18 protein-coding genes are annotated in these 19,765 nt (G+C 65.4%); 12 read left to right on the plus strand and 6 right to left on the minus strand.

Annotated elements, in window-relative coordinates; all coding sequences use genetic code 11:
* Nucleotides 1-20: 20 nt before the first annotated feature.
* Nucleotides 21-803, minus strand: a complete 783-nt coding sequence (locus EPB08_RS17390; RefSeq protein WP_130620369.1) for an enoyl-CoA hydratase/isomerase family protein — start codon at nucleotides 801-803, stop codon at nucleotides 21-23.
* A gap of 445 nt (nucleotides 804-1,248) precedes the next feature.
* Between EPB08_RS17390 and bamJ the strand changes: the two genes are divergently transcribed.
* Genes bamJ through EPB08_RS17410 form a run of 4 tightly spaced genes read left to right on the plus strand, consistent with a single transcriptional unit; the run spans nucleotide 1,249 to nucleotide 3,682 of the window.
* Nucleotides 1,249-1,962: a BamJ family beta-barrel-assembly machinery protein gene (gene bamJ / locus EPB08_RS17395; RefSeq protein WP_165418526.1), complete on the plus strand. Its 714-nt coding sequence runs from the start codon at nucleotides 1,249-1,251 to the stop codon at nucleotides 1,960-1,962.
* A gap of 48 nt (nucleotides 1,963-2,010) precedes the next feature.
* Nucleotides 2,011-2,205, plus strand: a complete 195-nt coding sequence (locus tag EPB08_RS21175) for a DUF1289 domain-containing protein (RefSeq protein ID WP_205746383.1) — start codon at nucleotides 2,011-2,013, stop codon at nucleotides 2,203-2,205.
* Nucleotides 2,202-2,804, plus strand: a complete 603-nt coding sequence (locus tag EPB08_RS17405; protein ID WP_229238392.1) for an NUDIX hydrolase — start codon at nucleotides 2,202-2,204, stop codon at nucleotides 2,802-2,804. The genes EPB08_RS21175 and EPB08_RS17405 overlap by 4 nt, the downstream gene beginning before the upstream one ends.
* On the plus strand, nucleotides 2,801-3,682 hold the full coding sequence (locus tag EPB08_RS17410; protein ID WP_130620372.1) for a sulfurtransferase: 882 nt from the start codon (nucleotides 2,801-2,803) through the stop codon (nucleotides 3,680-3,682). Before EPB08_RS17405 ends, EPB08_RS17410 begins: the two co-directional genes overlap by 4 nt.
* Nucleotides 3,683-3,816: 134 nt before the next feature.
* On the opposite strand, the gene EPB08_RS17415 is transcribed toward EPB08_RS17410, so the two are convergent.
* The 4 genes from EPB08_RS17415 to uvrA form a co-directional block, all read right to left on the minus strand.
* Nucleotides 3,817-4,572, minus strand: a complete 756-nt coding sequence (locus tag EPB08_RS17415; RefSeq protein WP_130620373.1) for an enoyl-CoA hydratase/isomerase family protein — start codon at nucleotides 4,570-4,572, stop codon at nucleotides 3,817-3,819.
* A gap of 91 nt (nucleotides 4,573-4,663) precedes the next feature.
* Complete coding sequence (locus EPB08_RS17420) at nucleotides 4,664-6,130, minus strand: DUF4139 domain-containing protein (RefSeq protein WP_130620374.1); 1,467 nt, start codon at nucleotides 6,128-6,130, stop codon at nucleotides 4,664-4,666.
* 105 nt (nucleotides 6,131-6,235) lie between these two features.
* A complete protein-coding gene (locus tag EPB08_RS17425; RefSeq protein WP_130620375.1) occupies nucleotides 6,236-6,742 on the minus strand; it encodes an acyl-CoA thioesterase in 507 nt (168 codons plus the stop codon).
* Nucleotides 6,739-9,636 (minus strand): excinuclease ABC subunit UvrA, encoded by a 2,898-nt coding sequence (gene uvrA, locus EPB08_RS17430; protein ID WP_130620376.1) that lies wholly within the window; start codon nucleotides 9,634-9,636, stop codon nucleotides 6,739-6,741. Before uvrA ends, EPB08_RS17425 begins: the two co-directional genes overlap by 4 nt.
* Nucleotides 9,637-9,818: 182 nt before the next feature.
* Here uvrA and EPB08_RS17435 point away from each other — a divergent pair, with 182 nt between their 5' ends.
* The 4 genes from EPB08_RS17435 (at nucleotide 9,819) to cgtA (ending at nucleotide 12,524) form a co-directional block, all read left to right on the plus strand.
* Nucleotides 9,819-10,550: a DUF2059 domain-containing protein gene (locus tag EPB08_RS17435; RefSeq protein ID WP_229238393.1), complete on the plus strand. Its 732-nt coding sequence runs from the start codon at nucleotides 9,819-9,821 to the stop codon at nucleotides 10,548-10,550.
* Between the two features lie 137 nt (nucleotides 10,551-10,687).
* Nucleotides 10,688-11,002 (plus strand): 50S ribosomal protein L21, encoded by a 315-nt coding sequence (gene rplU, locus EPB08_RS17440; RefSeq protein WP_111983695.1) that lies wholly within the window; start codon nucleotides 10,688-10,690, stop codon nucleotides 11,000-11,002.
* A 19-nt stretch (nucleotides 11,003-11,021) separates the two neighbouring features.
* Nucleotides 11,022-11,279 carry a 50S ribosomal protein L27 gene (gene rpmA, locus EPB08_RS17445; protein ID WP_038616501.1) on the plus strand — a complete coding sequence of 86 codons (258 nt, stop codon included), beginning with the start codon at nucleotides 11,022-11,024 and terminating at the stop codon, nucleotides 11,277-11,279.
* Between the two features lie 165 nt (nucleotides 11,280-11,444).
* Complete coding sequence (cgtA, locus tag EPB08_RS17450) at nucleotides 11,445-12,524, plus strand: Obg family GTPase CgtA (RefSeq protein WP_130620378.1); 1,080 nt, start codon at nucleotides 11,445-11,447, stop codon at nucleotides 12,522-12,524.
* Between the two features lie 332 nt (nucleotides 12,525-12,856).
* Here cgtA and rpsT read toward each other — a convergent pair whose 3' ends face one another.
* Nucleotides 12,857-13,120: a 30S ribosomal protein S20 gene (gene rpsT / locus EPB08_RS17455; protein WP_038616506.1), complete on the minus strand. Its 264-nt coding sequence runs from the start codon at nucleotides 13,118-13,120 to the stop codon at nucleotides 12,857-12,859.
* 269 nt (nucleotides 13,121-13,389) lie between these two features.
* Between rpsT and murJ the strand changes: the two genes are divergently transcribed.
* The 4 genes from murJ (at nucleotide 13,390) to lspA (ending at nucleotide 19,765) form a co-directional block, all read left to right on the plus strand.
* Nucleotides 13,390-14,997 (plus strand): murein biosynthesis integral membrane protein MurJ, encoded by a 1,608-nt coding sequence (murJ, locus tag EPB08_RS17460; RefSeq protein WP_130620379.1) that lies wholly within the window; start codon nucleotides 13,390-13,392, stop codon nucleotides 14,995-14,997.
* Nucleotides 14,998-15,169: 172 nt separating this feature from the next.
* Entirely contained in the window at nucleotides 15,170-16,123 is a 954-nt protein-coding gene (locus EPB08_RS17465) for a bifunctional riboflavin kinase/FAD synthetase (protein WP_130620380.1), read from the plus strand.
* Between the two features lie 108 nt (nucleotides 16,124-16,231).
* Nucleotides 16,232-19,099, plus strand: a complete 2,868-nt coding sequence (ileS, locus tag EPB08_RS17470) for an isoleucine--tRNA ligase (protein ID WP_130620381.1) — start codon at nucleotides 16,232-16,234, stop codon at nucleotides 19,097-19,099.
* A 174-nt stretch (nucleotides 19,100-19,273) separates the two neighbouring features.
* Nucleotides 19,274-19,765, plus strand: coding sequence for a signal peptidase II (lspA, locus tag EPB08_RS17475; RefSeq protein WP_130620627.1), 492 nt, complete (start codon nucleotides 19,274-19,276; stop codon nucleotides 19,763-19,765).

The raw sequence follows: 19,765 nt of genomic DNA on the forward strand, positions 1-19,765 counted from the left end.
GCCTGGCCGTCATGCTTTTCTCAGCGGCCCTTGAACTCGGCCTTGCGCTTTTCCAGGAACGCGGTGGTGCCTTCGCGCATATCCTCCGTGGAAAAGGCAAGGGCGAAGGCCTGCGTTTCAAACTCCAGGCCCTGGTCGATGCTGGTTTCGCCACCCTGCAGCACGGCGTCGAGAATGCCGGCCGCGGCGAGCGGCGCGGACGCGGCCAGCTGGTCGGCCATGGCATTGACAGTTTCGTCCAGCGCTTCGGGCGCCACTACGCGGGTCACCACACCGAGCTCATAGGCGCGCTGCGCGCTGATCGGTGCGCCGAGCAGGCACAGTTCCAGCGCGGCGGCGCGGCCGGCCAGACGCAGCAGGCGCTGCGTGCCGCCGAAGCCGGGGATGAGGCCGAGGTTGATCTCCGGCTGGCCGAACTTCGCCTTTTCGCTGGCTACGCGCAGGTGGCAGCACATGGCCAGTTCCATGCCCCCGCCCAGGGCAAAGCCCTGGATGCGCGCGATCACCGGCTTGCCGAGGCGCTCGACCAGGCTCATCAGGCGTTGTCCGGCGCGCGAGAAGCCCTGCGCCTGGACCGGGGTGTAGCCATTCATCTCGGAAATATCGGCCCCGGCCACGAATGCCTTTTCACCTGCACCGGCCAGCACCACGGCGCGCACGGCATCGTCCTGGGCGGCCTGGGTGAAGGCGAGGGTCAGCTCATTGAGCGTTTCGCGATTGAGCGCGTTGAGCTTGTCCGGGCGGTTGACGGTGATCGTGCGCACCGCGCCGCGGTTGGTGATTTCCAGGTTCCGGTAGGCCATGGCCTCACTCCACAGGTAAAGCCGCTATGGTACCAGTGGGAACCTTTGGGACTCCCGGTGTTCTCAGCAGGGGCGCCCCGCTTGAGAGGCGTTCGCTGCACGATAGGCCCGGACCGCTTACGATGGATAAGGCAACACTGACTAAGTATCGTCGCCGTCACCAGCCCTGTCTGTTCGGAGACCATAGGGCTGTTGGCGAAGGCCGCCTCGCTGGCTGTCGAGACGACGGACCGAAGGTATGCGGACAGACAGGGCTGGCCCCAGCATGTTGAAATGCAAGGGACGAGGTGATGCCTGGAAGGCCCACAGGCTGCGCCGCGAGGCTAGGCAAGACAGCCAGTCTTGCCGGCGCCACACGGCACAACCTGTGGGCCTTCCAGGCATCATGACGACGACGATACTTAGTCAGTGTCGCCTTCAAGTTCGCGCTGCAATGGAGATAGGCATGGCACAACTGCGTTGGCTGGCTCTGGGCATCCTGCTGTGGGGTGCGATGGCGCATGCGCAGGATGGCGGCGCCTCGCCTGACGCATCACGAGTCCGGCTGGACAAGACCAAGTTGTCCTATGCGATCGGTTTCCAGATCGGCAGCCAGTTCGCGAACGGCGAGCCGGACGTGGACATTCCCACACTGCAGAAGGCGATCCAGGACGCCTATTCGAAGAAGCAGCCCTCCGTGTCCATGCAGGACATGCACGACCAGCTGCAGCGGCTCGACGAGGAAATGCATTCCAAGGCGCTGGCCGAATACAAGCGCATCGCCGAGGCCAATGCGCGCAAGAGCACTGAGTACATGGAGCGCAATCGGCAGCAGCCTGGCGTGATCCAGTTACCCTCGGGCATCCAGTACGCGGTGATGAAGAAGGGTGACGGTACGGCCACCCCCAAGGTCACCAGCCAGGTGACCGTGAACTATCGAGGCATGCTGGTTGACGGCACCGAGTTCGACAGCACCTGGGCGCACGGTGCGCCGGTCCGCTTCATGGTGGACAAGGTGATCCCGGGCTGGCAGGACGTGATTCCGCGCATGCATGTGGGCGACCGCTGGCGGGTCGTGATCCCGCCGCAACTGGCCTATGGGCAACGTGGCGCCCTGCCACGGATCGGCCCCAACGAGGCGCTGGTGTTCGAGATCGAGCTGCTGGACATCCAGCAGTGACGCGCGACCCTGCCTGAAGGCAGGGAATCGGCTAGCATGATGGGGCTCATGCTCAACGATCCCCTCCCTCCCGCGCCTGCACCGCTGTCGCCGTGCACCGGCATCTGCAAACTCGATGCCCGTGGCTATTGCCTAGGTTGCCTGCGTACGGGCGACGAGATCGCACGCTGGCGCGGCATGAATGACCGCGAGCGACTGCACCTCATGCTTGACGTCCTGCCGACGCGCAAGGCGCCGCTGTGAGCGCCCTGCTCGCGGACGTGGGTGCGGCGTTGCTGCCGCTGTCCTCGCCGCCGGATGGGCAGGGCTGGAATCATGCACAGATGGCGGAGCTGCTCGGCGATACGCCGCGACGGCCCGCCGCCGTATTGATCGGCGTGCGCGAAGGCGTGCAGCCCCGGCTGGTGCTTACGGTGCGGACCAATGACCTGCCTTCGCATGCGGGACAGGTGGCGTTTCCTGGTGGCGGCACGGACCCCGGTGATGTCGACGCCATTGCCACCGCCTTGCGTGAGAGCGAGGAGGAGATTGGCCTGGAGCGCAAGCTGGTGACGCCGCTGGGCTTCCTCGATCGCTTCGAGACGATCAGCGGCTACAACATCACGCCGGTGGTGGCGCGTATCGATCCGGAGGCGCGCCTGTATCCCGCACCCGCGGAAGTGGCCGAGGTATTCGAGGTGCCGCTGTCGTTCTTCCTGGAGCCGGCCAACCTGCGGCGCTATACGATGGAGTTTCGCGGGCACCGCCGTGACATGGTGGAGTTCGTGCACGGCGGACATCGCATCTGGGGCGCCACGGCCGCCATGATGTTCAACCTGTTGCAGAGGATGGGGCGCGCATGACCGTCAAGACCACCTTGATCAGCACCGACGAGCTTGCGTCGCTGGCACCCGACGCCGTGCTCATCGTTGACTGCCGGTTCGACCTGATGGCCCCCGGCACCGGTGATCGCGATCCGGGCAAGGGCGAGCGGGACTATCGCGAGGCGCATATTCCGGGTGCTGTGTACGCGAGCCTGGATACGGATCTGTCAGATCTCTCGCGCCAGGCAGAAGGGTTGGGGCGCCATCCATTGCCACTGGAATCCGCGTTTTCCACTGTGCTCTCGCGCTGGGGCTGGCGACCGGGCATGCAGGTCGTGTGCTACGACGCCGCCAATGGCGCGCTGGCCGCTGCGCGCCTCTGGTGGTTGCTGAAGCTTGTGGGAGCGCGCGAGGTTGCGGTACTCGATGGCGGCTATCCGGCGTGGGTGGCGGCAGGCCTGCCGGTGGAGTCGGGCGTGACGGTTCGCACACCCACGAAAGTGGACCTGCATTTCGACGCGAACCAATACCTGCTCGATCATGCGCACCTTAGGGATGAGCCCGCTCGTGTCCTGTTGGATGCGCGTGCGGCTCCGCGCTATCGCGGCGAAGTGGAACCCATCGATCGCGTCGGCGGCCATGTGCCAGGTGCGTTGAATCGCCCGTTCGCCGACAACCTGGATACGGATGGCCGCTTCAAGTCCGCTGCCATCCTTCGCGAAGATTTCCTTGCCTTGCTGGGCACGCACACGCCGCAGGATGTCGTCCACATGTGCGGTTCCGGTGTCACCGCATGCCACAACCTGCTGGCGATGGAAGTCGCCGGTCTGACGGGTTCGCGTCTGTATGCACCGTCGTGGAGCGGCTGGGTCAGCGATCCGGCGCGGCCGGTCGCCAAGGGCGAATTGCCCGGCTGACGCCGCCACCGTTGTATGAGCGCACCCAGTGCGCGAAAAGCCTATCCCCCAAGGGGACGTAGCGAAGCGGTTATGCCCCCACTCCGCGATCGCGCACTGGGTGCGCTCCTACAACGAGAAGGATGAGGACGCCCTCAGTCCTTCTTTTTGAGGCGCGCCACCAGCTGCTGCAGCACGGCCTGGGTTTCCGGGTGGAAGTACGCATCGATGAATTCGTCGATGGACAGCGCATCCGGATCGGCCCACATCCGGGTGAGGTCGGCGCGCGCAATGGCGCGGGTCTTGAGCATCGCGTTGGACGGCAAGGCCAGCATGCCCTGCATCCAGTGGAGGGCGCGCGTCACGACCTGCTCGACGTTGGTGAGTTCATCGACCAGGCCGCAGGCCAGCGCTTCCGCGGATTCGATCATCGCGCCGGCCACCATCAGTCGTTCCGCACGATAAGGGCCCACGATGCGGCGCAGCGCGTGCTGGATGCTTTCCGGCACGACCAGGCCGACCTGCACTTCGTTCAAGCCGATGCGGAACGGACCTTCGGCCATGACACGGTAGTCGCAGAACAGCGACAGCACCGCGCCGCCCGCCGGGCTGTGGCCGGTGATGGCCGCAACGATGGGTACGGGCGACATCGCCAGCTTCGAACTGGTAAGGAAGAACTCGCGCCAGAATTGCTGTACCCCCTCGCGATCGCGACCCAGCAAGGCGGGCACATCGACGCCAGCGGAAAACATGCCGGGCGCACCGGACAGCACCAATCCGCGCGCACCGGCACGGACCGCGTCATCGACCGCGTGGCGTATGGCGCGCAGCAGCTCGATGTTGAGCGCGTTCACCGGCGGGCGTGCCAGGTTGATTTCGGTGATGGCGTCGTGGGTGATCAGGTTGAGCATGGCAAGGGCCCGTCAGGTGGATGGCGGCAATAGGCAACGAGAGTAGCAAACCGGGTTGCGGCTGGCTTCCTCCCGTTGCACATGCCCATCTTCACCCTTGCGGATGGTCTTCGGCAGACCACTGGTAGCGCACCGCGTAGTCCAGCGTGGCCTTGCCGCCCGCCGGAACGGTCACTCGAAATTCCAGCGTGTCGGGCGTCTGCTGGTCGGGCTTGTTGTTCGAAGACACCAGGGTCCACTGGCGCCAGCGCGAAGGATGCTCGCGGACCGTCACCACGCGTGCGCTGTCGCCGGCATTGGTGAGGGTGATGCGGAACGATTCATCGAGCGTGCGGCCAGCCTTGTCCACGTTGAAGGTCGTGCGCTCGCGCTCGCCACGCAGGTCGATTGCCGTGCCCAGCGTGATATGCGCATCGCTGCCCTTGAGCGTGTCGTTGATGCGGCCCTCGCCAATGAACTGCGGCGTGCCATTGCGGTCGGCCGTCAACACGCGCAGGTAGCCGGCGGGCAGGCTGTCGAAAGCGCGCAACTGCAGGGTGCTGGCGATGGCGCCGCTGCCACCTGGTAGGTAGTCGCGACCGATCATCGGTTGCGGGGGCACCCAGCCGCCGCCGTTCTCGAACAGCGAGGTGCGCTCGCAGGCGATGGTACGCGTGGCATACAGCGGCACCTGGCTGACGCTGCCATCGGGAAGGTCGACGGCGCCGGGCAGTGTGTAGGTACGGTAGTCCGCGAGCGTGTCCTGCTCGGGCAACGGGGCGGTATCCGCCTTCGCACGCATCGCGTAGGCCACAGGGGCCGCCATGGGGCGGGGTGCCGATGGCTTGGCGAAGTTGGGTTCGCCGGCCACCAGGGTCAGTTGTGCATCCTTCCAGTCACGACCGCTGCGGTTGGCGATGCTGGCGCGCGACTCGAACTGCATCTGGCAGCGGTCGCCCGGCAACAGCGTGCCGACATACGCCGCACGCCATCCCAGGCCCGCCGTGGTGTAGCTCAGCGTTGCTGCAGTGGCGCCCGCACGCTGGGCGTCGATGCGCAGCTGCAGGGCGGAGCCCGTCTGGAAGCTGCCCTGCGCGCGCACGGCCGCGTACTCGCGAATGAGGCTCGTGCCACCGTCGCTGCCTTGCACAAGCAGGCCGTCGCCCGCGCGCAGCAGGGTGCCGGAGGCGATGGGCTGGCCGTTGCTGCCGAGCACGCTCACCGGTTGCCCCACCAGGCTGGCCAACGCAGCGTTCTGGCCCTGGCCGAGCAGCAGGCGCTGGGAGAGCACCTGTGCGCTGTTGCCTTCGATGGTCAGCGCCATCGCTTCGGGATCGAGGTATTGCGGCAACCCGCCGAGGTTGACGTCCTGTACGCCGTTCTTCAGCTGCAGCTCGCGCGGCTCGCGTGCTACCGCATAGCCGGCCTGTACACCGCCGCTGTCGCCCGCGCTGAACAGCGCAGCGTCGTCGCTGCGATAGAGGGTGAGGCTGGTGGACGGCGATGACGCGGCAGCCGCGCCCGCCGACGTGCTGGCGGCGATGGCGAAGGCGAGGGTGGTGAGGGAAAGCTGGCGCACGGTCGAACTCCTTTCGGGGTGGTCGCCGTGGATGTTACGGATGCCGCATGAAGCTGGGGCATCCGGCGTTCGCGGGAGCTTAACCCCAAACGCCGGATGGGTCGTTCAAGCCACGCCTTCGGCGGCGTCGCGGATCGACTGCGGCAGCGATACCGGCTTTCCCGTCGAGGGATTCATCCACACCATCACGACCTTGCCGTCGCTGTACAGCTGCGTGTCGTCGTCTGCATCGACGATGCGGTGGGCCAGGGTGATTGAGCTGTTGCCCAGCCGTTCGCAGAAAAGTTCCACATGCAGCTGCGCGGGCCACTCGATGGGACGGCGATAGTTGATTTCGCTGGCGGCCAGTACCGGCATCGACTGTTCGTCGAACCAGCCGGGCACATGGCGCAGCCATTGCAGGCGTGCCTCTTCCAGATAGGTGAGGTAGTTGGAATTGTTGACGTGGTTGAACGCGTCGAGGTCGCGCCAGCGCACCCCAATGGGCGCGATGAACAGCGCCTGCGGCTGCGTTGCCGGGGTGTCGATGTGATCGGTGGCCGGGGCGCTCTCCGGCGCCTCGGCCTTGCGTGCGCGCGTGCGTTTCTGCGGCGCCGGTTGGGTGGAACTCATGCAGTCTTCTTCCGTAGTGCAGGTTTGCTCTTGCCGTTGCTCTCGGTCTTGGCCGCCTTGGCAGGCTTCACGTTGAGATGGGGAGCAAGGAAACGTCCGGTATGCGAACCGGGCGTGGCCGCGACCTGTTCCGGCGTGCCGGTCACCAGGATGCGACCGCCGCCGGCGCCGCCTTCCGGGCCGAGATCGACCAGCCAATCGGCGGTCTTGATCACGTCCAGATTATGCTCGATCACGACCACGGTGTTGCCCTGTTCCACCAACTGGTGCAGCACGTCGAGCAACTGCTCGATGTCGTGGAAGTGCAGGCCGGTGGTCGGCTCGTCGAGGATGTAGAGCGTGCGGCCGGTGTCGCGCTTGGACAATTCCTTGGACAGCTTCACGCGCTGTGCTTCGCCGCCAGAGAGCGTAGTGGCGCTCTGGCCGAGCTTGATGTAATCCAGGCCCACGGCGCGCAGCGTTTCCAGCTTGCGTGCGATGGTCGGCACGTTCTCGAACAGTTTCAGCGCATCTTCCACCGTCATGTTGAGTACATCGGCAATCGTGTGGCCCTTGTAGTGCACTTCCAGCGTTTCGCGGTTGTAGCGCTTGCCGTGGCACACGTCGCAAGGCACGTACACGTCCGGCAGGAAGTGCATCTCCACCTTGATCATGCCGTCGCCTTCGCAGGCTTCGCAGCGGCCGCCGCGCACGTTGAAGCTGAAGCGGCCTGGCGTGTAACCGCGCGCACGCGCTTCCGGCACCTGCGCGTACAGTTCGCGCAGCGGCGTGAACAGGCCGGTGTAGGTGGCCGGATTGGAACGCGGCGTGCGGCCGATCGGCGACTGGTCGATGTCGACTACCTTGTCGAACAGCTCCAGGCCTTCGACCGACTTGTGCGGCGCTGCCTGCTCGCTGGAGCCGTTCAATTCGGCGGCGGCGAGGCGGAACAGCGTGTCGTTGATCAGCGTGGACTTGCCCGAACCGGACACACCGGTGACGCACGTGAACAGGCCCGCGGGAATGGCGAGATCCACGTTCTTCAAGTTGTTGCCGCTGGCACCCTTCAGGTGCAGCCACGAATCGGCGTCCAGCTGCTGGCGACGCTCGGTCGGCACCTTGATGCCACGCTTGCCCGACAGGTATTGGCCGGTGACGGAACGCGGCGTTGTCAGGATGTCCTTCAGCGAACCCTGCGCGACCACTTCGCCGCCGTGCACGCCTGCACCGGGGCCGATGTCGAGGACGTAGTCCGCCATGCGGATGGCGTCTTCGTCATGCTCGACCACGATCACCGTGTTGCCGAGGTCGCGCAGTCGCGTCAGCGTGCCGAGCAGGCGTTCATTGTCGCGCTGGTGCAGGCCGATGGATGGCTCGTCGAGCACGTACATCACGCCGACGAGGCCGGCGCCGATCTGCGAAGCCAGTCGGATGCGCTGTGCCTCGCCACCGGACAGCGAATCGGCCTGACGATCCAGCGTGAGGTAGTTGAGACCCACGTCGTTGAGGAAGGTAAGACGCTCGCGGATCTCCTTGACGATCTTCACCGCGATCTCGCCGCGCCAGCCGCTGAGCTTGAGCTTTTCGAAGAAGGCGAGTGAGTCGTCGATCGAGCGCGAGGTGAGCGAGGGAAGCGCGTGGTCCGCCACGAACACATTGCGTGCCGAACGATTGAGGCGCTGGCCCTGGCACTCGGGGCAAGCCTGGTCGCTGATGTACTTGGCCAGTTCCTCGCGCACGGCGGGCGACTCGGTTTCCTTGTAGCGGCGCTCCATGTTCGGAAGGATGCCTTCGAATGCATGCTCGCGCGTGACGCGGCCGCCGCGTTCGGTGAGGTACTTGAACGCGATCATCTCCTTGCCGCTGCCGTACAGGACGGCCTTCTGCACGTCCGCCGGCAGCTTGCGCCACGGCGTTTCGACGTCGAACTTGTAGTGGTTGGCCAGCGACATCAGCAACTGGAAGTAATGGGCGTTGCGACGGTCCCAGCCGCGGATCGCGCCGCCGGCGAGCGACAGTTCCGGATGCGCCACCACGCGCGCGGGATCGAACACCTGGGTCACGCCCAGGCCATCGCAAGTCGGGCAGGCGCCGATCGGCGAATTGAAGGAGAACAGGCGCGGTTCCAGCTCGGGCAGCGAGTAGTCGCAGACCGGGCAGGAGTAGCGCGAGGACAGCAACTGCTCCGGTGCCTTCGCGTCGTCCATGTCGGCCAGAATCACCAGGCCGTCGCCGAGGCGAAGCGCGGTTTCGAACGATTCGGCCAGGCGCTGCTTGATGTCGTCGCGCGGACGGAAGCGATCAATCACCGCCTCGATGGTGTGCTTCTGGCGCAGCGTGAGCGGGGGCACGGCGTCGAGGTCGTAAACGACGCCGTCGACGCGCGCACGCACGAAACCCTGCGCGCGCAGCTGGTCGAAGACCTGCACGTGTTCGCCCTTGCGCTCGCGGATCACCGGGGCGAGCAGCATGAAGCGCTTCTCGGGATCGAGTGCGAGCGTGCTGTCCACCATCTGGCTCACCGTCTGCGCTTCCAGCGGGATACCGTGGTCAGGGCAGCGCGGCGTACCCACGCGGGCATAGAGCAGGCGCAGGTAGTCGTACACCTCGGTGATCGTGCCCACGGTGGAACGCGGGTTGTGCGAGGTGGACTTCTGCTCGATGGAAATGGCCGGCGAGAGACCTTCGATGTGGTCGACGTCCGGCTTCTCCATCATCGAGAGGAATTGCCGGGCGTAGGCCGACAACGACTCGACGTAGCGGCGCTGGCCCTCCGCATAGATGGTGTCGAAGGCCAGCGACGACTTGCCGGAGCCGGAGAGACCCGTGATCACGATCAGCTGATCACGGGGCAGGTCCAGGTCGATGTTCTTGAGGTTGTGCGTACGCGCACCGCGGATGCGGATGGTGTCCATGTCGCCCGGGAAGGTGGGGGAAAGGGAAAAACTGCACTATATCAAACCAATCAGGTTAGTTATTACCCCTGACGCCAGGCCGTCGATCTTCAGGGAAGATCGGATCAACTATGGCTAAATAGGTTCTTTGGGCTCGACGGGCCCTGGCTTCGATTCGATAGAGAGTGCGGATGCTTAAGTGGATGAGATGGGGCGCCGGACTGGCGCTTGCAATGGCGGGCGCGCAGGCCATGGCCGCCTCGGGACCGGCCAGCGAGGCCCAGGTTCGCCAGCTGATGGACGTCGTCGGCGTGGGCAAGATGCTGAGCCAGATGAATTACCAGGCGGTGACCACCATGCAGCAGTCGCTGCCGTGCGTGCCGGCCGAGTACTGGCAGAACTACATGGATGCCAACGCGACCCAGCAGTTCATCGGGCGCCTGGTGCCGGTCTACCAGAAGCACTTCAACGCCGATGAGCTGGACGGCCTGCTGAAGTTCTACCGCTCCCCGCTGGGCCAGAAGGTCATCAACGAGATGCCCACCACCATGGCCGAGGCCAATCAGGCGGGACGCCAGTGGAGCCAGGAACGTAGTGACCAGCTGATCGCCGAGCTCAAGCAGAAGGGCAGCCTGGACGCCAATGGCCGTTGTCCCTCGAAGGTGGCGACGACCGCACCGGCTCTGGGCGCAGTGGCGGTGGGAGCGCAGGCGGACGCCGATGACGAGGACGCGCCGGCCAAGCCGGCCGCCAAGGCGCCGGTTAAGTCCAAGGCGAAGGCGCCGGTCAAGAAGGCACCGGCGAAGCCCGCTGCCAAGAAGCCGGCGACCAAGGCACCCGCCAAGACGGACTCGAAGGCCCCGGCTCCATCCGATGCCAAGGCGGCTCCGGCCAAGACCCCGAGCCAGACGGCCCCGGCCGCGAGTGGGCAGTGACCTCCGGCGGCAAACGCCTGAAGGTAAAGCTGGTCAGTAATTGACCAGCGCCCGAAGGGCCCGCTATACTCCCGAGTTCGCCGGTGCCCATTTGGGCCTGGCGAACCCAAGAGAATAACGACAGAAGGGATATTCCCATGAGTTACGCAGTCATCAAGACCGGTGGCAAGCAGTACCGCGTTCAGCAGGGCGACGTCCTGCGCGTGGAGCTGCTGAACGCCGAAGAAGGCGCCGCCTTCACCTTCGATCAGGTCCTCCTGGTCGGCGCCGGTGAGTCGATCACCGTCGGTGCGCCCGTTGTGGCCGGTGCCACTGTCAGTGCCACCGTGCGCAAGCACGGCCGCGCCGACAAGGTCCGCATCATCAAGTTCCGCCGCCGCAAGCACCACAAGAAGCAGCAGGGACATCGTCAGCATTTCACCGAAGTCGAGATCACGGGCATCAACGCCTGAGCAACTGGAGCATTGAGTCATGGCACATAAAAAAGGCGTAGGTTCCAGCCGCAACGGTCGCGATTCGAACCCGAAGTACCTCGGCGTGAAGGTGTACGGTGGCCAGGCCATCGAAGCCGGCAACATCATCGTGCGTCAGCGCGGCACCAAGTTCCATGCCGGTACCGGCGTGGGCCTGGGTCGTGACCACACGCTGTTCGCCCTGGTCGACGGCACCGTCGAATTCAAGGCTCGCGGCGCCGAAGGTCGCAAGTTCGTCAGCGTCGTCAAGGCTTAATCCCCTTCGATGTTGCAGCGAAGGCCCCGCCCTCGGCGGGGCCTTTGTTTTTATAGGGAAGCAGGTAGTCCGGCTGGGTGCGCAAGGCGCAAGTGTCGGATTCCCTTATGATGCAGCACGGCTGCGGGTCCTGTTTTCCAGTCTCCTTTCCCCCGGATTCCTTCCATGAAATTCGTCGACGAAGCCCTCATCAAGGTCCAGGCCGGTGACGGCGGCAACGGATGCATCAGCTTCCGTCGCGAAAAATTCATTCCCTTTGGCGGTCCTGACGGCGGCGACGGCGGCAGCGGCGGCTCGGTGTGGCTGGTGGCCGATGAGGGCCTCAACACGCTGATCGATTTCCGCCACCAGCGCATGTTCAAGGCCCAGCGCGGCCAGAACGGCATGGGCAGCCAGATGTACGGCAAGGGCGGCGAAGACACCTATATCCGCGTGCCGGTGGGCACCGTGATCACCAACGTCGACACCGACGAGACCATCGGCGACCTCACCCAGCACGGCCAGCGCCTGCTGGTGGCACAGGGTGGCAAGGGTGGCCTTGGCAATATCCACTTCAAGAGCTCGGTGAACCGCGCGCCGCGCAAGTCCACGCCGGGCACGCCCGGTGACGTGCGCGAGCTGAAGATGGAGCTGAAGCTGCTGGCCGACGTGGGCCTGCTGGGCTTCCCTAATGCCGGCAAGTCGACCTTCATCCGCGCCGTGTCCGCCGCGACCCCGCGCGTGGCCGATTACCCGTTCACCACGCTGCACCCCAACCTTGGCGTGGTCAGCCTGGGCACCGACCAGAGCTTCGTGATCGCCGATATCCCGGGCCTGATCGAGGGTGCTGCGGATGGTGCGGGCCTGGGTATCCAGTTCCTGCGTCATGTGTCGCGCACGCGCCTGTTGCTGCACGTGGTCGACATCGCGCCGATCGACGGTACCGACCCGGTGGAGCAGGTCCATGCGATCGAGCAGGAGCTGGAGAAATTCGATGCGGAGCTGCTGCAGCGGCCGCGCTGGCTGGTGCTGAACAAGGCCGACGTGCTGCCCGATGACGAGCGCCAGGCCATGGCCGAGGACATCGTGCAGCGCCTGGAGTGGAAGGAGCCGTGGTTCCTGGTCTCCGCCATCGCCCGCGAGAACACCATGCCGGTGTGTCAGCAGATTTGGCACTTCCTTACCGAGCAGCGAATGGCGCATGAAGAGCGCACCGACATGCTGCCGGGGGATGTGCGGCTGCGGGGTGACGGGGCGGCGGAGTAAGCCGCTTCGACAAGGTATTCAGAAAAGGCGGCCCAGTGGCCGCCTTTTTCTTTTCCCCTCTCCCCGCAGGGGAGAGGGTAGGGTGAGGGGGCGGGTGCTCGCGGAGGCGCCCCGGAAGAGCGTGCTGTAGTCAGTCATGCCGCAAGACTGGCCCCTCACCCCAACCCTCTCTCCCCAAAAGGGGACTACCTTCGGGTCGCCCGGAGGGGAGAGGGGGTAAAAGCCCGGGCACAAAAAAACCGGCTTTCGCCGGCCGATGTTTCGTTCGCGCACAGAAAAGCCGGCTTGCGCCGGCTTTCCTACCAACCCGAGATGCAATACGCGGAACTGGCTTACGCCAGTTCGCGGATCTTCGCGTTGAGGCGGCTCTTATGGCGAGCAGCCTTGTTCTTGTGGATCAGGCCGCGGGCGGCGTAGCGATCCATGACCGGCTGGGCGGCGGCGAACGCCTCGACAGCAGCAGCCTTGTCCTTGTTCTCGATGGCCTTGACGACCTTCTTGAGGGCGGTGCGCACCATGGAACGGGCGCTGACGTTGCGCAGGCGGCGCTGCTCGGACTGGCGCGCGCGCTTCTTCGCGGACTTGATGTTGGCCAAGGTAGAACTCCGAAATGAATTGCTGGGTTGGAAAAAGACTGTCGATTATGCGGGCAATGCGCCGTTGCGTCAACAGCTTAGCTGTTTGTCAAGGCGCCAACGGGCGCCAGACGCCGCTGCAGCGACGATGGCTCGGATGAACCAGCCACGATTATGCCATGCCTGGACCGTGAACTTGCTCTTCGCGGCTGTCACACTACGCGCCTTTCGGCCCGGGCAGGGCGATCCGCGCCCGCAGCGTCTCACCAGCAAAGGCACTGTTTCCACGCATGAAGTCTCCCAGCATGTTCCGCGGGCTGCTGTCCTTCAGCAGCATGACCATGATTTCGCGCGTGCTCGGTCTGGTCCGGGACATATCCATCAATGCGACGTTCGGTGCCAATGCCGCCACGGATGCGTTCTGGGTGGCGTTCCGCATTCCCAACTTCATGCGCCGCCTGTTTGCGGAAGGTTCGTTCTCCACGGCCTTCGTGCCCGTCTTCACCGAGGTGAAGGAGAAGCGAAGCCACGAGGACCTGAAGGAACTGATGGCGCGCGTCTCCGGCACGCTGGGCGGTGTGCTGCTGGTGATCACGGCGATTGGTGTGATCTTCGCGCCGCAGGTGGCGTCGCTGTTCTCGCAGGGCGCGGCGGATACGCCGGAGAAGTTCGCGCTGACCACCCAGTTGCTGCGCCTGACCTTTCCGTTCCTGTTGTTCGTGTCGCTGACGGCGCTGTGCGGCGGCGCGCTCAACAGCTTCCATCGCTTCGCCTTGCCGGCACTGACGCCGGTGATCCTCAACCTGTGCATGATCAGCGGCGCGCTGTGGCTCTCGCGCTACCTGAATCCGCCGATCATGGCGATGGGTTGGGCGATCCTGGCGGCTGGCATCCTGCAGCTGCTGTTTCAGCTGCCGTCGCTGAAGGGTCTGAACCTGCTCGCCCTGCCGCGCTGGGGCTGGAGCCATCCGGACGTGCGCCGCATCCTCAAGCTGATGGTGCCGACGCTGTTCGGTTCGTCGGTGGCCCAGGTCAACCTGCTGCTGGATACGGTGATTGCCGCCTACCTGATGACCGGTTCGCAGAGCTGGCTGTCGCAGGCTGACCGCTTCCTCGAACTGCCCCTGGGCCTGTTCGGCGTCGCGCTGGGCACGGTGATCCTGCCGTCGCTGTCGCGCCACCACGTCACCACCGACAAAGACGGCTTTTCCAAGGCGCTGGACTGGGGCCTGCGCATCACGCTGCTGATCGCGGTGCCGGCGATGTTCGCCCTGATGCTGCTGGCGCGTCCGCTGGTGGCCACGCTGTTCCAGCATGGCCAGTTCACGCCGTTCGATACCCATATGGCGACGCTGTCCATCACGGCGCTGAGCTTCGGCCTGCCGGCTTTCGCGCTGGTGAAGGTGGCGCTGCCGGCGTTCTACGCACGCCAGGACACGCGCACGCCGGTGCGCGCGGGCGTGGCTTCGCTGGTGGCCAACATGGTGCTCAACGTGGTGTTCGTGGCGATGCTGTTCACGCTGTGGGCTACGCCGGAGCAGCGCCAACTGCCCTGGATGGACGGCATCGCCGCGGTGCCCGGCCTGCACATGGCGCTCGGCATGGCCAGCGCGCTGGCCAGCTACATCAACCTGGGCCTGCTGTGGCGCTGGCTGAAGCAGGCTGGCGTCTACCAGCGCCAGCCGGGCTGGACGCGGCACATGCTGCGCCTGGTGCTGTCCTGTGCCGTGATGATCGCCGTACTGCTGGTGGGCATGTGGATCTGGCCCGACTGGACGGATGTCAACAACAGGACCCGTGTATGGCGCCTGGCGGTGCTGGTGATCGCCGGCGGCGGCGCTTATGTAGTGACCCTGTTCGCAGCGGGCTTCCGTATGCGCGAACTGCGCGGCGCCTGAGGCGGCTTTGTAGGAGCGCACCCAGTGCGCGATTGCCGTTTGGGGTGACAAGCGGTTCGTTCCCGAAGCCATCGCTGAGGTGACGAGCCTTGCTCCACGCCATGCCCTGATCGCGCACTGGGTGCGCTCCTACAGGGCGGGGCTGGCGGCCATCACCCGCTATACTCGCCCGATGATGAGACTTTCCAGGGATGTCGCCGGCCCCTGTCTGGCGCCCGGCGGCAGTGTGGTAGCCGTTGGGGCGTTCGACGGACTGCATCGTGGTCACCAGGCCTTGCTTGCCGAAGTGCGCGAGCGAGCTGATGCACTTGGCCTGACGCCGGTGGTCGTGAGCTTCGAGCCGCTTCCCCGGGCCTTCTTTTCGCCCGACCCGGTGGCGCGGCTGTCCAGCGTGCGCGAGAAGCTGCGTGGCTTCGATGCGGCCGGGATGGAGCAGGTGCTGCTGCTGCGTTTCAACGGCGCACTGACGGCCATGTCGGCCGAGGATTTTGTGCAGCGCGTGCTGATCGACCGCCTCGCGGCCCGCGAGGTGTGGGTCGGCGGCGACTTCCGCTTCGGGCACAAGCGCGGCGGCGACGTGGCCCTGCTCGAGGCGATGGGGCAGCAACTGGGTTTCAGTGCCCGCACCATGCCGGCCGTGCTGCTGGAGGGCGCCCGCGTATCGGCCAGCCGCGTGCGCATGCTGCTGGCGGCCGGCGAGTTTGCCGGGGCGACGCCGCTGCTCGGCCGTCCGTTCGTGATGGAGGGCAAGGTGGAGTACGGCAAGCAGCTGGGGCGCCAGCTGGGTTATCCCACCGCCAACATCCACCTGCGGGACCGTTCCAGCCCCGTGCACGGCATTTTCGCGGTGCGGGTGGGGCTGGGCGAGGGCGAGTGCAGCTGGCCGGGCGTGGCCAGCCTCGGCGTCCGCCCCACCGTCAACGAAGTGCCCGAGCCGCTGCTGGAAGTCCATTTGTTCGATTTCGAAGGCGACCTCTACGGCCAGCGCATGGCGGTGGAATTCGTGGCCAAGCTGCGCGACGAGCAGAAATTCGACGGCGTCGAGGCTTTGACCGTCCAGATGGCCAAAGACGCCCGCCAGGCGCGTGAGTTGTTGGGCATGAATCCGCGCCTCAGCGAGGCGTAACGGCCCCAAATCCGGTAACGTTGGCGTTTCCGCCGTGTCCTTGGCGGCGCCAGGCAATGACGGCGCCCGCAGGACCGCGCCAGACCCCGATCAGAGCATCCCCAGGCAATGACCCAGGATTACAAGAACACCATCAACCTGCCGCAGACGGAATTCCCGATGCGCGGCGACCTGCCCAAGCGCGAGCCCAAGTGGCTGGCCGACTGGCAGCAGGTGAACCGCTACGTGCAGATCCAGGAGCGCGCGGCGAACCGCGACAAGGTGTTCGTGCTGCATGACGGCCCGCCGTACGCCAACGGTGCGATCCACCTGGGCCATGCGGTGAACAAGGTGCTCAAGGACGTGGTGGTGAAGTCGCGCCTTCTGGCCGGCTACCGCGCGCCCTACGTGCCGGGCTGGGACTGCCACGGTCTGCCGATCGAAGTGGCGGTGGAGAAGAAATTCGGTCGCGTGGGCGACAAGCTCGACGCCGCCGCATTCCGCCAGAAGTGCCGCGAATACGCGCAACAGCAGATCGACCTGCAGCGCACCGACTTCAAGCGCCTCGGCGTGCTGGGTGACTGGGAAAACCCGTACCGCACCATGGACTTCAAGTACGAAGCCGACATGGTGCGCGCGCTGGCGAAGATCGTCGGCAACGGCCACGTCGTGCGTGGCGCCAAGCCGGTGTACTGGTGCTTCGACTGCGGCTCGGCATTGGCCGAAGCCGAGATCGAATATGCCGACAAGACCTCGCCGGCCGTCGACGTTGCTTACGACGCAGTGGACGCGAAGGCGCTCGCACAGAAGTTCGGCGTGGATGCAGGCGACGCCATCGTCGCCATCCCGATCTGGACCACCACGCCGTGGACGCTGCCGGAAAGCCAGGCCGTGTCGCTGGGCGGTGACCTCGAATACGCGCTGATCGAAGGCCCGTCGCGTGACGGCCATCGTCTGCTGCTGGTCGTGGCCAGCGCGCTGGTGGAAAAGGTCTCGCATCGCTACGGCATCGAAGGCGAGGTCAACGTGCTCGGCCACGTTGCCGGCCAGTCGCTGGAAGGCGTGCTGCTGAAGCATCCGTTCTATGCACGCGAAGTGCCCGTGCTGATCGGCGACCACGTGTCGGCCGAAGACGGTACCGGCGCCGTGCACACCTCGCCGGACCACGGCGTGGAAGACTTCGTCGTCTCGCGCAAGTACGGCATCGAGACGCTCAACTACACCGAAGCTCGCGGCACCTATCGCGCGGACACGCCGGTGGCGCTCGACGGCACCGTGATCGCCGGCAAGCACCTGTGGAAGGCCAACGACGAGATCGTCGAGCTGCTGCGCCGTCGTGGTGTGCTGCTGGCCTTCGCCAGGATCGAACACAGCTATCCGCATTGCTGGCGCCACAAGACGCCGGTGATCTTCCGCACCACGCCGCAGTGGTTCATCAGCATGGAGAAGGAAGGGCTGCGCCCGACCGCGCTCGATGCAATCAAGCACGTGCGCTGGGTGCCGGGCTGGGGCGAGGAGCGTATCGCCGGCATGGTCGGCGATCGTCCCGACTGGTGCATCTCGCGCCAGCGCACCTGGGGCGTGCCGATCGCGCTGTTCATCCACAAGGGTACGCAGGAACCGCATCCGGATTCCGTCGCGCTGCTGGAGCAGGTGGCCAAGCGCGTGGAGCAGGGCGGCATCGATGCGTGGTACGCGCTGGATGCGGCCGAGCTGCTGGGCGACCAGGCCAAGGACTATGAAAAAGTCCTCGACGTGCTCGACGTGTGGTTCGACTCCGGCGTCAGCCATTTCGCGGTGGTCGGCCAGCGTCAGGAACTGCAGCAGGGCAAGGCCTCAAGCTACAAGGTGATGTACCTGGAAGGCTCGGACCAGCATCGCGGCTGGTTCCAGTCGTCGCTGCTGACTTCGTCGGCGATGTTCGCCAAGGCGCCTTACAACGACGTGCTCACCCACGGTTTCACCGTGGATGCGCAGGGCCGCAAGATGTCCAAGTCGTTGGGCAACGGCATCGAGCCGCAGGACATCATGAAGAACCTGGGCGCGGACATCCTGCGCCTTTGGATCTGCTCGACGGATTACCGCAACGAGATGTCGTTGTCGGACGAGATCCTCAAGCGTGTGTCGGATACGTATCGCCGCATCCGCAACACCGCGCGCTTCCTGCTCGGCAACCTCGATGGCTTCGACCCCACCAAGCACCTCGTGCCGGTGGAAGAAAGCCTGGCGCTCGACCAGTGGGCCGTGCAGCAGGCGTACGACACACAGCAGGCGGTGATGGCGGCCTACGACCGCTACGATTTCCCGGAAATCGTGCAGCGCGTGCAGAACTACTGCACCAACGAGCTGGGCGCGTTGTACCTCGATATCACCAAGGATCGTCTCTACACGATGCCGACCGAAAGTCACGGTCGTCGCAGCGCGCAGAGTGCGATGTACCGCATCGCCGAAGCGCTGGTGCGCTGGCTGGCGCCGGTGCTCACTTTCACTGCCGAAGAAATCTGGCAGAACATGCCGGGCGAGCGCAGCGAGAGCGTGCTGTTCGAAACCTGGTACGAAGGCCTGGCCGCCACGCAGGGTTCGCCGGAGCAGCGTCGCTACTGGTCCGACCTGCTGGCCATCCGCGAGACCGCTTCGCGCGTGCTCGAAGGCATGCGCAAGGGCGAGCAGATCGGCGCCTCGCTGGAGGCGAAGCTGGCTATCCATGCCGATCCCGCCATTGTCGCGCGCTACCAGCCGGCAGCGTCGGAACTGCGCTTCTTCTTCATCACCTCGGACCTGCGCCTGGACCTGGCCGGCGGCCAGCCGGCCGACGCCGTGCTGACCGAACTGGAAGGTGCCGACGTGTGGGTCTCGGCGACCGTCAGCGATGCCGCCAAGTGCGTGCGCTGCTGGCATCGTCGCGATGACGTCGGCACGCATGCGAATCATCCGGAGCTGTGCGATCGCTGCATCAGCAATGTGGAAGGGCCGGGCGAGGATCGTCGCTGGTTCTGACCGCACTTCTTCCTCTCCCCTTCGGGGAGAGGACCGAGGTGAGGGGCGGGTGCTTGCAACGAGGCTTCAAAAGAGCAGAGGTCGCTTCGTTCCCCGCTCGTCGCAAGATTGACCCCTCACCCCAACCCTCTCCCCAAAGGGGAGAGGGAGCTTCCAGGCAAGATTTGACCCATGATGAAACCCAAACCCAACGCCCTTTCCTGGCTACTGCTCTCGGTGGTCGTGATCGTTCTCGACCAGCTCAGCAAATGGTGGGCGCTCACCGCATTGCAGCCGGCCGGCCTTCCGCATCCGGTGATCCCAGGTTTCCTCAACTGGACGCTGGCCTTCAATACCGGTGCCGCGTTCAGCTTCCTCGCCACTGGCGACGGCTGGCAGCGTTGGTTCTTCGTGCTGCTGGCGGTGGCCATCAGCGCCGTGCTGGTCGTATGGCTGCATCGCACGCCGCGCAGCGACTGGAAGACGGCAATGCCGTTGGCGCTGATCGTTGGCGGCGCGCTGGGCAATCTGATCGATCGCCTGCACGCGGCCCAGGTGACCGATTTCATCCACGTGTACTTCCGCGAGTGGAACTACCCGGTGTTCAACGTGGCTGATTGCGGCATCACGGTGGGCGCGGTGATGCTGGTCGTATTCGGCCTTTTTACAGGTAAAGCCAAGGCCTGA

The organism is Dyella amyloliquefaciens (assembly GCF_004296575.1).
Taxonomy (GTDB): domain Bacteria; phylum Pseudomonadota; class Gammaproteobacteria; order Xanthomonadales; family Rhodanobacteraceae; genus Dyella; species Dyella amyloliquefaciens.

Excerpts from the sequence above, each read along its gene's own strand:
- EPB08_RS17390 (WP_130620369.1), bottom strand. The coding sequence starts at position 803 with ATGGCCTACCGGAACCTGGAAATCACCAACCGCGGCGCGGTGCGCACG.
- bamJ (WP_165418526.1), top strand. The coding sequence starts at position 1,249 with ATGGCACAACTGCGTTGGCTGGCTCTGGGCATCCTGCTGTGGGGTGCG.
- EPB08_RS21175 (WP_205746383.1), top strand. The coding sequence starts at position 2,011 with ATGCTCAACGATCCCCTCCCTCCCGCGCCTGCACCGCTGTCGCCGTGC.
- EPB08_RS17410 (WP_130620372.1), top strand. The coding sequence starts at position 2,801 with ATGACCGTCAAGACCACCTTGATCAGCACCGACGAGCTTGCGTCGCTG.
- EPB08_RS17415 (WP_130620373.1), bottom strand. The coding sequence starts at position 4,572 with ATGCTCAACCTGATCACCCACGACGCCATCACCGAAATCAACCTGGCA.
- EPB08_RS17425 (WP_130620375.1), bottom strand. The coding sequence starts at position 6,742 with ATGAGTTCCACCCAACCGGCGCCGCAGAAACGCACGCGCGCACGCAAG.
- uvrA (WP_130620376.1), bottom strand. The coding sequence starts at position 9,636 with ATGGACACCATCCGCATCCGCGGTGCGCGTACGCACAACCTCAAGAAC.
- EPB08_RS17435 (WP_229238393.1), top strand. The coding sequence starts at position 9,819 with ATGAGATGGGGCGCCGGACTGGCGCTTGCAATGGCGGGCGCGCAGGCC.
- rplU (WP_111983695.1), top strand. The coding sequence starts at position 10,688 with ATGAGTTACGCAGTCATCAAGACCGGTGGCAAGCAGTACCGCGTTCAG.
- rpmA (WP_038616501.1), top strand. The coding sequence starts at position 11,022 with ATGGCACATAAAAAAGGCGTAGGTTCCAGCCGCAACGGTCGCGATTCG.
- cgtA (WP_130620378.1), top strand. The coding sequence starts at position 11,445 with ATGAAATTCGTCGACGAAGCCCTCATCAAGGTCCAGGCCGGTGACGGC.
- murJ (WP_130620379.1), top strand. The coding sequence starts at position 13,390 with ATGAAGTCTCCCAGCATGTTCCGCGGGCTGCTGTCCTTCAGCAGCATG.
- EPB08_RS17465 (WP_130620380.1), top strand. The coding sequence starts at position 15,170 with ATGATGAGACTTTCCAGGGATGTCGCCGGCCCCTGTCTGGCGCCCGGC.
- ileS (WP_130620381.1), top strand. The coding sequence starts at position 16,232 with ATGACCCAGGATTACAAGAACACCATCAACCTGCCGCAGACGGAATTC.
- lspA (WP_130620627.1), top strand. The coding sequence starts at position 19,274 with ATGAAACCCAAACCCAACGCCCTTTCCTGGCTACTGCTCTCGGTGGTC.